Origin of the sequence: Rhodococcus sp. BH4 (genome assembly GCF_002079265.1) — a bacterium.
In the GTDB taxonomy this organism is placed as follows: Bacteria; Actinomycetota; Actinomycetes; order Mycobacteriales; family Mycobacteriaceae; genus Rhodococcus_F; species Rhodococcus_F qingshengii.
This window is the reverse complement of sequence record NZ_CP014941.1, coordinates 4,565,143-4,576,325: the sequence shown is the minus strand read 5'-3', so window position 1 is coordinate 4,576,325 and position 11,183 is coordinate 4,565,143. Positions and strand designations below refer to the sequence as shown.

Annotated in this window: 11 protein-coding genes; 5 read left to right on the top strand and 6 right to left on the bottom strand. The window is 63.5% G+C overall.

Annotated features, from left to right (window positions below):
• The 3 genes from A0W34_RS20900 to A0W34_RS20890 all read left to right on the top strand — a co-directional run bounded on the left by A0W34_RS20900 (position 1) and on the right by A0W34_RS20890 (position 1,940).
• Positions 1–642 (top strand): TetR/AcrR family transcriptional regulator, encoded by a 642-nt coding sequence (locus tag A0W34_RS20900; protein WP_054780876.1) that lies wholly within the window; start codon positions 1–3, stop codon positions 640–642.
• Between the two features lie 97 nt (positions 643–739).
• The gene (locus tag A0W34_RS20895; RefSeq protein ID WP_003946235.1) at positions 740–1,240 is read left to right on the top strand and encodes a nuclear transport factor 2 family protein; all 501 of its coding nucleotides are present in this window, start codon (positions 740–742) and stop codon (positions 1,238–1,240) included.
• Between the two features lie 25 nt (positions 1,241–1,265).
• Complete coding sequence (locus A0W34_RS20890) at positions 1,266–1,940, top strand: pyridoxine/pyridoxamine 5'-phosphate oxidase (RefSeq protein WP_081558210.1); 675 nt, start codon at positions 1,266–1,268, stop codon at positions 1,938–1,940.
• Between the two features lie 18 nt (positions 1,941–1,958).
• Here the strand turns inward: A0W34_RS20890 and A0W34_RS33835 are convergent, their stop codons facing one another.
• From A0W34_RS33835 to A0W34_RS20875, 3 genes are all read right to left on the bottom strand, one after another.
• Positions 1,959–2,267 carry a hypothetical protein gene (locus A0W34_RS33835; RefSeq protein WP_003946211.1) on the bottom strand — a complete coding sequence of 103 codons (309 nt, stop codon included), beginning with the start codon at positions 2,265–2,267 and terminating at the stop codon, positions 1,959–1,961.
• Between the two features lie 370 nt (positions 2,268–2,637).
• Positions 2,638–3,288, bottom strand: a complete 651-nt coding sequence (gene pnuC / locus A0W34_RS20880) for a nicotinamide riboside transporter PnuC (RefSeq protein WP_050654516.1) — start codon at positions 3,286–3,288, stop codon at positions 2,638–2,640.
• On the bottom strand, positions 3,288–4,892 hold the full coding sequence (locus A0W34_RS20875; protein WP_135000451.1) for a peptide chain release factor 3: 1,605 nt from the start codon (positions 4,890–4,892) through the stop codon (positions 3,288–3,290). The genes pnuC and A0W34_RS20875 overlap by 1 nt, the downstream gene beginning before the upstream one ends.
• Before the next feature lie 352 nt (positions 4,893–5,244).
• Here A0W34_RS20875 and A0W34_RS20870 point away from each other — a divergent pair, with 352 nt between their 5' ends.
• On the top strand, positions 5,245–6,879 hold the full coding sequence (locus tag A0W34_RS20870; protein ID WP_050654518.1) for a fatty acyl-AMP ligase: 1,635 nt from the start codon (positions 5,245–5,247) through the stop codon (positions 6,877–6,879).
• A gap of 3 nt (positions 6,880–6,882) precedes the next feature.
• Here the strand turns inward: A0W34_RS20870 and pth are convergent, their stop codons facing one another.
• Together pth and A0W34_RS20860 are read right to left on the bottom strand one after the other, a co-directional pair.
• Positions 6,883–7,455, bottom strand: a complete 573-nt coding sequence (pth, locus tag A0W34_RS20865; RefSeq protein ID WP_003946229.1) for an aminoacyl-tRNA hydrolase — start codon at positions 7,453–7,455, stop codon at positions 6,883–6,885.
• 106 nt (positions 7,456–7,561) lie between these two features.
• Positions 7,562–8,170 (bottom strand): 50S ribosomal protein L25/general stress protein Ctc, encoded by a 609-nt coding sequence (locus A0W34_RS20860; protein WP_003946242.1) that lies wholly within the window; start codon positions 8,168–8,170, stop codon positions 7,562–7,564.
• 290 nt (positions 8,171–8,460) lie between these two features.
• Here A0W34_RS20860 and A0W34_RS20855 point away from each other — a divergent pair, with 290 nt between their 5' ends.
• Positions 8,461–9,666 carry a GAF domain-containing protein gene (locus A0W34_RS20855; RefSeq protein WP_042448934.1) on the top strand — a complete coding sequence of 402 codons (1,206 nt, stop codon included), beginning with the start codon at positions 8,461–8,463 and terminating at the stop codon, positions 9,664–9,666.
• On the opposite strand, the gene A0W34_RS20850 is transcribed toward A0W34_RS20855, so the two are convergent.
• Entirely contained in the window at positions 9,663–11,123 is a 1,461-nt protein-coding gene (locus tag A0W34_RS20850; RefSeq protein WP_081558208.1) for an FAD-dependent oxidoreductase, read from the bottom strand. The genes A0W34_RS20855 and A0W34_RS20850 overlap by 4 nt on opposite strands.
• Positions 11,124–11,183: the final 60 nt, after the last annotated feature.

Sequence of the window (11,183 nt, the reverse complement as noted above, 5' to 3'; positions counted from 1 at the left end):
ATGCAGACCGGAAAGAAGACGGGGCGGCCGCCGACGTTGTCGACAGTGGACATCGTCGAGGCCGCCCTGGCCGGTGATCTGAGTGAACTGACCATGCCGAGCGTGGCAAAGCGGCTGGGCGTCAGTCATTCTGCACTTTATCGCTACTTCGCAGACCGCGAAGCGCTGCTGCGTGCCTGCTCGGATCATGTTGTGCGTCAGACTGTATGGCCCGATACGAATCGTCCGTGGCGCGAATTCCTGAAGGATTTCTGCGACGTTCTGTGGTCCTCGTTCGAGCGCTATCCAGGTCTGGCCCAGGTCGGGCTCGCAGTTCCGGGCACGCCGCCGGCGATAATCGAGATCGTGGAGAAACTGGTCGGTTCGTTGACTGCGCAAGGCTTCACACCCCACGATGCGATATTGGCGGTGGACTTCATCTCCGAGGTGACCATGACGCAGTTCGCAATGATGGCGGCGATGGACAAGACCGTCAGCTCCGCCGATTCACGTTCCGCGCGACAGGCGTATCAGGAAAGTTGGAATGCATCGGAGTCGTTGATCGAGGGTATCGGCGACGAATCGACGTGGCACGGGCGAGGTTGGTTGGACGAGAAGATCACGATCATGCTCGACGGCCTGGAAAAGCGTGTTATCGGCTGACATTTCTACTAGCTTTGAGAGTAATGCCCGTTTCGGCGTGATACAGGCTAATGTGCACACATAGGACGGGTGGTTGCTGCACCGGGAGGCGGGGATCATGGATCTCGAAGCGATTGTTCTCATCCAAAGACTCAAGTACCGATACGCACGCGCCTTGGACACCAAATCGTGGGTCGAATTCGCCGACACTCTGACCGTCGACGCCACCGCGATCTACGGAGAACAACTCAGTTTCGATTCCCGAGATTCGTTCGTCTCCTTCCTCGAGAACACTCTCGGATCACACATCATCACCGAACATCAGTGCGGGCAACCCGAGATCGACGTCGACGGAGACACCGCAACCGGGATCTGGTGCCTCGCGGACACAGTGGTAATCCCCGAAGACGGCATGCTGCTTCGCGGATCGGCCTTCTATCACGACAGATACACCCGCTGCAGCGACGGTGAATGGCGAATCTCCCACACGAGCTACGAGCGGACCTGGGAATCGGTGGTGGCGCTCGCCGACATGCCGAGTTTCCGATTGACGTCCAACAAGTGGGCGCTGCTGCAGCAACCGTCGTTCGGCGACTCGGTCGTTCGCAACGTCTCCTGAGGCCACCCGCGATTAGAGTCGGCTCATGGTTGATGCAGATTTTTCGCTGCCTGACGTACGGACGTGGATTCGCGGTATCCCCGCACTGACCGGAACTCCGCCGCCCGCGCCTGAACATTTTCCGGAAAAGCCGGGGGAGTTGTTCCTCGACTGGCTCCGCGCGGCCGTGGCCTTCGGCGTCGTCGAGCCACACGTGTGTGCGCTCTCGACCGTGGACGGCGACGGTATGCCTGATTCTCGCTTCCTCATCCTCAAGGACGTGAGCGAGGGTGGGTTCTGGTTCTCTGGTTCAGCTGCTTCGCCGAAAGGTGTTGAGCTGAAAGAAAATCCGCGAGCATCGCTCGCCTTCTACTGGCGCGAGACGGGTCAACAGGTCCGGATTCGCGGAACGGTTCGCGAGGGCGACGACGCACTTCGACGCCGAGACTTCGTCGAACGCTCCGTCACCGCGCGAGCGGTGGCGACGGCAAGTAAGCAGAGCGAGGTGCTCGAAGACTTAGGGGCGTACGACGCGTCGGTGGCCGCTGCGGAAGCAAGAATCAGCGACGACCCAGGGTTCGTGTCGAAGGACTGGCGTGCGTGGTGCCTCGAGCCGGAGTCTGTCGAGTTCTGGCAGGCAGACTCCGGGCGTCGGCATCAGCGGTGGTTGTACCGGCGCGGCTCGGACCGAGCATGGACACGAGCAGTGCTGTGGCCCTAAGCGACAGCTGGGTCGAGCTCAGCTGGCGCTGATTTCCGGTGAAACGAGGTTGACGACAATCGACTGTCCGCCCAGCTTGGCGTGGATTTCGGGATGTTCGAACCCCGAGGACAACAGGTAGCTGCCGAGCATCGTGAGCAACTCGTCCAGATCCGTCGTGGGGTCGGAGGAATGTGTGCTCGAGGGTGAGGCCTGATTTGCGATGAGTTCGGTGTGGGTGAGTCGACCGGCCACTCGAACGGCGGCTACGCCCATCGCGTCGCGACGTACGACGGTACGACTCCGAGTTTCGAGCGTCCTCGATGATTCGCGTGTTGAAGCTGGCACTGAAAGGTCCTCTCCGCTGCTGTGTGCGGCCGTGGTTCGGGCAGGAAGCGGAAACGTGAATGCATCGGATTGCTTGGGTGCGGTCGACAGAAAATCCGCTGTGGCGGTGGGACTGGTGGAACCGTTACCCGTGGAAAGGTTGCTCCCAGAACCATTGCTTGCAGAACCATTGCTTGCAGAACCATTGCTTGCAGAACCATTACTTGCAGAACCATTACTTGCGGAACTATTGGCTCTCGATCCGTTGCCGGAACCGTTGGGGCCCGCTATTCCGTGAGAATTCTTGTCTTCCATTGTTTCGCTCCTGATGCCCGTAAACAGACCGCCGGTTTGCTTAATCGACGCAAACATACCAGGAGTTGGTTTACGGTCACACCCCTTGTGGAGTTCGGCGTTGAATGCGCAGCCACATTGCGAAGCCCCACAGGACGAAGAATGCATAGACCAGATAGAGGATCGCCGAAGGGTAATAGCCGGCTCGGAAAAGAAGGGGAACACCAACGGCATCGACGCCGATCCAGATGAGCCAGAATTCGGTCCAGCCGCGCGCCATGCCGTATGTCGCGAGGATGGAGCCGGTGAAGATCCAGGCCTCCGCCCACGCTCCGTACGAGCCGAGGAGGTCGAAGATCCAGGCGAAAGCGATTGTGCCGCTGGTCATGACGGCGATCATGGCGACGCGCTCGCGAGTTGTCGCCCAATGGGGCAGGACTGCGCGACCGGAGTCGCGTGCCCCGCGTCGCCACTGAGTCCACCCGTAGACGCTGACGGTGATGAACAACAACTGACGGCCGGCCTGGCCGTAGAGATTGAGCTCTTGCGGCGTGTGGAAAAGTGCGCCCATGAACACCGTGAACAACAAGGCATTTCCGGCTATACCGACGGGCCACGCCCATACCGAGCGTCGCGCGCCCGCGATCGCGGAGCCGATTCCGAACGCGTTTCCGATGATCTCTCGCCAGAGAATCGTGGCGCTGCCGATGTGCAGTTCGGCGTCGAACAGCGCCTCGATCAGGCTCATCAGTCCGCAGCAGCGACGAGGGGTTCGAGCGTCAGATCCGGGAGTTCCTTCTGGATGTACTGCAGGCGCCACTTGTCACTGACCAGGGCGAGCAGAACACCGTCGGAACGGGTGAAGACCTCCACACCTCGTTGACGGTTCAGTTCGACCTCGGACGCGGCGTCGGTACGGCGAGCCAATGCGTAGCCGAGCGGTTCCATCTTGGCCTCGACGTTGAACTCGGCCTTCATGCGTGCTGCGACGACCTCGAACTGCATCGGGCCGACGGCCGCCATGACGGGGGAGGCGTCGCCGCGGATGTCGTTGCGGAGAATCTGGACGACGCCCTCGGAATCGAGTTGGTCGACAGCACGGCGGAACTGCTTGTACTTGCCGGCGCTTTCGGCGCGCAGGATCGAGAAGTGTTCCGGCGCGAACGACGGGATCGGCGGGAACTCCACCTTCTTCTCGGTGTACAGCGTGTGGCCGGGTGCGAGTGCGGTGGCGTTGACGAGGCCGACGACGTCGCCGGGGAACGCGGATTCGACGGTGGAACGTTCACGTCCGAATACCGTCTGGGCGTACTTGGTCGTGAAGGGCTTGCCGGTTTGGGCGTGTGTGACAACCATGCCGCGCTCGAACACGCCGGAGACGATGCGCATGAACGCCAGACGGTCGCGGTGCGCGGTGTCCATACCGGCCTGGACCTTGAAGACGACCGCACTGAACGGATCGGTGACCTCGCGCGGCTTGCCGCTGAGGTCTTCGCGCCCACGCGGCGGCGGCGCCAATTCGACGAGGGTGTCGAGGATCTGGCGGACGCCGAAGTTGAGCATCGCGGACGCGAAGATCACCGGGGAAGTCTGACCGGCGAGGAACATCTCCTGATCGTGGTCCTGGCCGGTAGCGGAGAGCAGTTCACTCTCCTCGGCCGCGGTCTCCCACTCGGAGCCTTCCTTGGCGAGCGCCGCGTCGGCGTCCATGACCTCTTCGGGGGCGATCTTCGCGCCGCCTGCGGTGCGGGTGAAGCGGACGTACTCGCGAGCCTCACCGTCTTCACCGCGCCGCAGCAGTCCGCGGAAGTCGCCGGCGATGCCGACCGGCCAGTACAGGGGGGTGGGCGTGAGGCCGATCCGTTCGCTGATCTCGTCGAGCAGTTCGAGAGGAGTCTGACCGGGACGGTCCCACTTGTTGATGACGGTGATGACCGGAATGCCGCGGTGACGACACACCTGAAACAGCTTGAGCGTCTGCGGTTCGAGGCCCTTGGCAGCGTCGATGAGCATGACCGCCGCGTCGACGGCGGTCAGGACGCGGTACGTGTCCTCGGAGAAGTCGGAGTGACCGGGGGTGTCGACGAGGTTGATGACGTTGATCTGCTCGTCCGGGGTCTCGGACGAGTGGTAGTTGAACTGCAGTGCGGTGGAACTGACGGAAATGCCGCGGGCCTTCTCCATCTCCATCCAGTCCGAGACCGTCGACTTGCGGCCTGCCTTGCCGTGGACGGCTCCTGCCTCCGAGATCTTCTTCGCGTGCAGTGCCAGCGCTTCGGTCAGCGTCGACTTTCCGGCGTCGGGATGCGAGATGACGGCGAAGGTGCGGCGACGCTCTGCCTCTGCGGACAGGCCCTTGGTCGTCGTCGTGACCGCGACCGACCCGCTCTCGGTTGAATCGGGGCCTTCGGTGTCGGACTGGACAGTCGAGTCGGAAGGGACGGTCGAGTCGGACGGGGTAGTCAACGAAGAACCTCTCGAAGTGGGCGTCGGTGCCGGCGACGTGCCGGTGCGCGGACAGGTGGAGAGTGCGGCAGCACAACAGAGAAAGGATACTCGCAGACCACGATGCAATAGCCACTGCGGCGTAACACTCGGCGAACGATCGCTGATTATCCATGTATGTGTGTGTTCGAACACACAGCCATTTGTGTCCTGCGAAGAGTTGCACTGATCGAAGAGTGACACTGACCGAGGAGTTGCGTTGAGCAAGTTCACCGAAGAGATGTATGCGACCGCCGCAGTCACCGACCGCGGCCTGGTGACGGGAGAGCCGGACAACGCTTTCCGTCAGACCTGGGGCGACATCCACCAGGAGGCTCGGCGCATGGCCGGCGGCCTGGCCGAGGTCGGTATCGATCGCGGCGTCGCGATCGGCATTCTCGCCGGACAGCCCGTCGACATCGCACCTGCCTGCCAGGCGACGTGGATGCGCGGTGCGTCGGTGACGATGCTGCATCAGCCGACCCCCCGAACGGATCTGGGCGTCTGGGCTCAGGACACCGAGACTGTGATCGACATGATCTCCGCGAAAGCCGTCATTCTGGGTGCGCCCTTCGACGCGGCCAAGCCGCTCCTCGAAGAGCGTGGCATCACCGTCGTGACGGTGGACGAGCTTCGCAGCGGAACGTCGATCGATCCCGTGGAGACGGCCGAATCGGATATCGCACTCCAGCAGTTGACGTCCGGTTCCACCGGTTCGCCCAAGGCCGTGCAGATCACGCACGAGAACTTCTACACAAATGCCTACGCCATGATCAACCGCATCAAGTTCTCCATCGAAGACGACGTGATGGTGAGCTGGCTTCCGCTCTTCCACGACATGGGCATGGTCGGTTTTCTCACGGTTCCGATGCAGGTGGGCGCAGAGGTCATCAGCATCACGCCGATGGATTTCCTGCGTACCCCGGTGCTGTGGGCCGAACTGATGGGCAAGTACGGCGGAACCGTCACCGCCGCACCGAACTTCGCGTACTCGCTCTTGGCTCGTCGACTCGCACAGGCGGAAGACGGGGCAGTCGACCTGTCCAGCGTCCGATACATGTGGAACGGCGCCGAGCCGGTGGATCCCGAAACGATGGATGCACTCGCCGAGGCAGGTGCGCGTTTCGGTTTGAACCCGACTGCGCTGGCGCCCGTGTACGGAATGGCGGAAACCACGCTCGCCGTGTCGATTCCGGATCCCGATCAAGGTCAGGTCCTCGACTACGTCGATCCAGACTTTCTCGAATCGATGTCTCGAGCGGTGCCGTCCAATCGCCCCAACGCTCGTGCCCTCGCCACACTCGGCAAGATGGTGCCTGACCTCGAGGGACGCATCGTCGACCGTGACGGTCAGGTGCTTCCGGCCCGCGGTGTCGGAATCATCGAGGTTCGCGGCAAGGCAGTCACTCCCGGGTACGTCACGGTCGACGGACACAAGCCGGCCCAGGACGCCGACGGTTGGCTCGACACCGGTGACGTCGGGTACTTCACCGAGGAAGGACTGGTCGTGGTGTGCGGGCGTGTCAAGGACGTCATCATCATGGGCGGCCGGAACGTGTACCCCACAGACATCGAACGGGCGGCCGGAACCGTTGCCGGTGTGCGTCCCGGAAACGCCGTCGCGATTCGTCTCGACGCCGGCCAGAAGCGTGAGAGCTTTGCAGTCGCCGTCGAGACCAACGCTTTCGAAGATCCGGAAGAGGTCAAGCGTATCGAACGCGAAGTGGTCCACGCCGTGGTTGCCGACGTCGGTGTCCGACCTCGCGCCGTTGCGGTCCTGGGTCCCGGCAGTATCCCGAAGACGTCGTCGGGGAAGCTCCGCCGCGCGAATTCGGCTGCACTGCTGGGTAACTGACCGTCAGTGCAGGCGGTTCTGTGCGGCTTCCAACCCGAGTTCGAGCAGTAGCTCCACTGCATCCGCAGCCTCTTCGCATACGAGATCGAGTTCTTTTCGCTCCGTGGACGAGAACGGCTTGAGAACGTAGTCCGCCGGGTCCATGCGGCCCGGCGGACGACCGATCCCGACGCGCGTGCGCAGGTAGTCCTTGGTGGTCAACGAACTCGAAATGGACCGCAGGCCGTTGTGGCCGCCTTCGCCGCCGCCGAGTTTGAGTCTGATCGTCCCGAAATCGAGATCCAGTTCGTCGTGGACGACGATGATGTTCGCGGCGTCGACCGAGAAGAACCGTGCGAGACCGGCGACAGCGCCACCCGAGAGATTCATGTACGAGCGTGGTTTTCCGAGAATCACGCGCCGGCCGGCGAGGCGACCTTCGACGATTTCGGCACCACTCTTCTTGTGTACGTTGAACTTTCCGCCCATGCGCCCGGCAAGGGTGCCGGCGACCATGAAGCCGACGTTGTGCCGGGTCTTCTCGTACTGGGGGCCGGGATTACCCAGGCCGATGACGAGGGCGGTATCTGTGCTCAACGGACGCTACTTTCTGGCTTGATTTTTCCTGCTACGCACGAACGGCGCGTCACTCCGAATCGGAATGACGCGCCGCGCGCAGTGAGTTCTGTTGGAACCGAGAGGATCAGGCCTCTTCTGCAGCCTCGTCGGCGGCGGGAGCTTCTGCGCCCTCTTCGAGGTCTGCCTCGGTGGGTGCAGCAACGACGTTGACGATCAGGGTGTCGGCGTCAGCCTGCAGGGTCGAGCCCTTGGGCAGTTCGAGCTGGCTGGCCAGGATCTGGGTTCCGATCTCGAGACCCTCGACCGAAACCTCGATCTGCTCGGGGATGTGAAGCGCGTCGGCCTCGATGGAGATCGTGGATGCGTCCTGCGCGACCATCGTGCCTGCAGCAGCATCGCCGACGACGATGACGTTCACGTCGATCGTGACCTTCTCGCCCTTCTTGATGACGAGGAGGTCGGCGTGCTCGATGTAGTTGCGGATGGGGTGCACGACGACCGACTTGGTCAGTGCAACCTGCTCCGTGCCCTCGATGTCGAGGGTGAGGATGGCGTTGGTGCCGTGTGCACGGAGGATGGCGGCGAAGTCGCGAGCCGGCACATTGAGGTGGCGGGGATCTTCACCGTGGCCGTACAGAACCGTGGGGACCTGGCCGTCACGACGTGCGCGGCGAGCTGCGCCCTTGCCGAATTCGGTGCGGACGACGGCGACGAGGTTGTTTTCTTCAGACATGATGAAACGGCTCCTACAACTCACGGGGTTCGTGCTCGGTCTACTGACGTGTGGTTTTGCCTGCGGCAAGGCGGACAGGCGCGCACACGGCCAGGAGCGAAACGCTCGAGCTGAGCCGTAGCCGCGTCGATCACGGTAAACCTGCAACGTGTGGAACTGCTGCGATTCACCCTCGCCGAGACAACTTTGGATACGTTACCGGAGTTTGCTCCCGGCCGCTAATCGCAGGTGGTGGGGACCTGGCCGTGTGGACGTGGTTCGCGTCACATCGAAAGCGGTAGCCTGACGGAGTGACCACCGTGGGGAACGCTCCCGAAGGCAGTCGGCTCGGTGCCGTCGTGCCGGGTACCGACCTGTCGCAGCATGCTCGCCTACTCAGTCGGGTGCACGACGCAGTTCTCTCCGGCCAGGAACCACCGGCGCAGCCGCGGACCGTCGTGGCGCGGTCGTGGTCGAGGGTGGCCGCCGGCGGGCTCACGCCGGATCACTGCGGTGCGTCTACTGTTGCCGATTTCTCCGAGTTGGAGGCGAGGCGTTCGCGTACCGCGCTGCGAAGCGTTCTGCCCGAACTGCGAACCACGCTCACCGAGGTCGCCGAGGACGCGGGCTTCATCGTGGTCGTTGCCGACGCCGACGGTGTCCTGCTCTGGCGCGAAGGGGCGAAGACCGTCAAACGTGCGGCGGACGCTCTCGGGTTCGCGGAAGGCGCACGCTGGTCGGAGCAGTCGGTGGGGACCAACGCGATAGGTACCGCGCTGATCGAAGACTCTGCGGTGCAACTCTTCTCGGCCGAGCACTATGCGCCCACGCATCACAATTGGTCGTGTACCGGCTCGCCCGTGCACGACCCACGGACGGGCGAGATCCTGGGCGTGGTGGACATCAGTGGATCCGCAGCTTCGGTTCATCCCACCACCGTCGCGCTGGTGCGCACCGCGGTTCGCCTCGCGGAGGCGACGCTGTGGCGCGAGCACGCAGCTTCGCTCGAGCGCCTGCGCTCGCGCGCGGCGCCGTTGTTCGCGGCAGGCACAGGTCCGGCATTGGTGGTCGACGAGTTCGGCTGGGTAGCCGGCGCCAGCGGGATTGCCGCGCCCGACCGTGTGGCAGCACCCAGTGCGGGAAAGCCCGTCATCGTGCCAGGTCTGGGGATGTGTCTGCCTGAGCCGCTGGGAGACGGCTGGCTGTTGCGCACCGGCGTCGGCGGGCCGTTGATCGAGCTGGAGCTGGCCCTCGGAGCATCGCCGCAGGTGACGGTGCGTGGTGACGCCAACTGGACGCGCGCGCTTTCGCCGCGTCACGCTCAGATCTTGCGGGCACTGGCAGCCGTCGGTTCGGCAGGTGTGGATGCCGCAGGCCTGAGCGAAGTGCTCTTCGGTGATCGCGAGCATGTCGTGGCAGTGCGCGCCGAGGTGTCCAGACTGAGGAAACACCTCGGCGCAGTCCTGCAGACTCAGCCGTACCGCTTTGCCGAGGGCGTGCGAGTTGTGGTGATCTAGCGCGCCGCGCTGATTCCGGCACGACGTCCGAAGAAGCTGCCGTCGCCGAGACTTGTCCCGCTGGCGTAACCGCCCGCACAGACACCGGACGTGCAGCGACCCGCTGCGAACAGTCCGGGGATCGGCGCACCCGAGACGTGCAGAACCTCGGAATCGACGGTGGTCTTCAATCCTCCCAGCGTGAATCCGCCTGTGCGGCCACGGAGATCGATTGCCGCGAACGGGCCGACGATCGGCTTCACCCACTCGGACTTCTTGCCGAGCACCGGATCCGAACCTTCAGCCGCGTGCCGGTTGTAGAGGTCGACGGTGGATTGCAGCGATCCGGCGGGCAATCCCATCTCGCCTTCGAGTTCCTCGACGGTCTCCGCCACCCAGCTCGGCTGCGCCCGCAACTGTGCACTGGACGATTCGGCATTCATGCCTTCCTCGTACGCAGCTTCGTCGATCACGAGGAATGCCTGGTTGTCCTGCTGGAACAGCGTTGCCTGGCCGATGCGGCCGGGGTAGGTGTCCTCGGGGATGTATCGCTGACCGCGGCCGTTGACAAGAATGCCGCGCACCATCAACTGCGGGTCGCAGAAGAACGCGACCTCGGTGGCGTCCATGTGTGCGGTGTCGGCGCCGAGTGCCTGACCGATCTGGATTGCGCGGCCGTCGTGCGCCTCGATGGAGGCCGCCGGGTGGCCGAAGATACGCGGTGCGTTCGAGCGCACCATCTCGTTGTTGTACGCGAAGCTGCCCATCGCCAGCACGACGCCCTTGCGTGCGCGAATCGCGACGTCTTTGCCGTAACGCTTGGCGACGACGCCGACAACCCGATCGCCGTCTACCACCAGAGTTTGGACGCGCAGATCGTATTCTGCTCGGACACCGAGCTTTTCGGCCGTCTCGACGAGTGGCTTCATCAGCATGTAGCCGCCGCCCTTCTCGCCGGTGTTCTTCTCGGACATCTGCGGAACGTGTCCGCGGGGCGCGGGATCGACGAGGGTGTTGAACGGCGCGGCGTTCTCGCCTCCCGAGTACATCAGGCCGTCGTCGTACGGCGGTTCCCAGCCGGGCTGACCCCAGAACGATTCCTTGAACGGGACCCCGGCGTCGACGAGCCAGTTGTAGTGATCGACGCTGCCCTCGCAGTACGCGTCGATCTTCGTATCGCCGGTTCCGGGGCCGAGCGCTGCCTTCATGAACGTCTTCATGTTCTCGACCGAGTCCTCGAACCCGCACGCCTTCTGCAACGGCGTTCCACCGCCCAGGTAGATGAATCCACCAGCCAGTGACGCGGCTCCGCCCCAACCGCCCGTCCGCTCCAGGACGAGCACCTCGGCGCCGGCACGAGCTGCTTCGATCGCAGCGGTGACGCCGGCGATGCCGTATCCCGCGACGACGACGTCGGCCTCGTAGTCCCAGGTGGTGATGTCGGCAGCGGAGATCGGTCTGACGGTGGGGTCGGCCATGCGAATAGTCCTCTCGGAAGGCGAAACTGCTGATCACCCCACAGTTGCAGTTTCGACTTC

Coding starts and splice junctions, on each gene's coding strand:
- A0W34_RS20860 (WP_003946242.1), bottom strand. CDS start 8,170: ATGTCTGAAGAAAACAACCTCGTCGCCGTCGTCCGCACCGAATTCGGC.
- pnuC (WP_050654516.1), bottom strand. CDS start 3,288: ATGAGCCTGATCGAGGCGCTGTTCGACGCCGAACTGCACATCGGCAGC.
- A0W34_RS20850 (WP_081558208.1), bottom strand. CDS start 11,123: ATGGCCGACCCCACCGTCAGACCGATCTCCGCTGCCGACATCACCACC.
- A0W34_RS20890 (WP_081558210.1), top strand. CDS start 1,266: ATGGTTGATGCAGATTTTTCGCTGCCTGACGTACGGACGTGGATTCGC.
- A0W34_RS20900 (WP_054780876.1), top strand. CDS start 1: ATGCAGACCGGAAAGAAGACGGGGCGGCCGCCGACGTTGTCGACAGTG.
- A0W34_RS20895 (WP_003946235.1), top strand. CDS start 740: ATGGATCTCGAAGCGATTGTTCTCATCCAAAGACTCAAGTACCGATAC.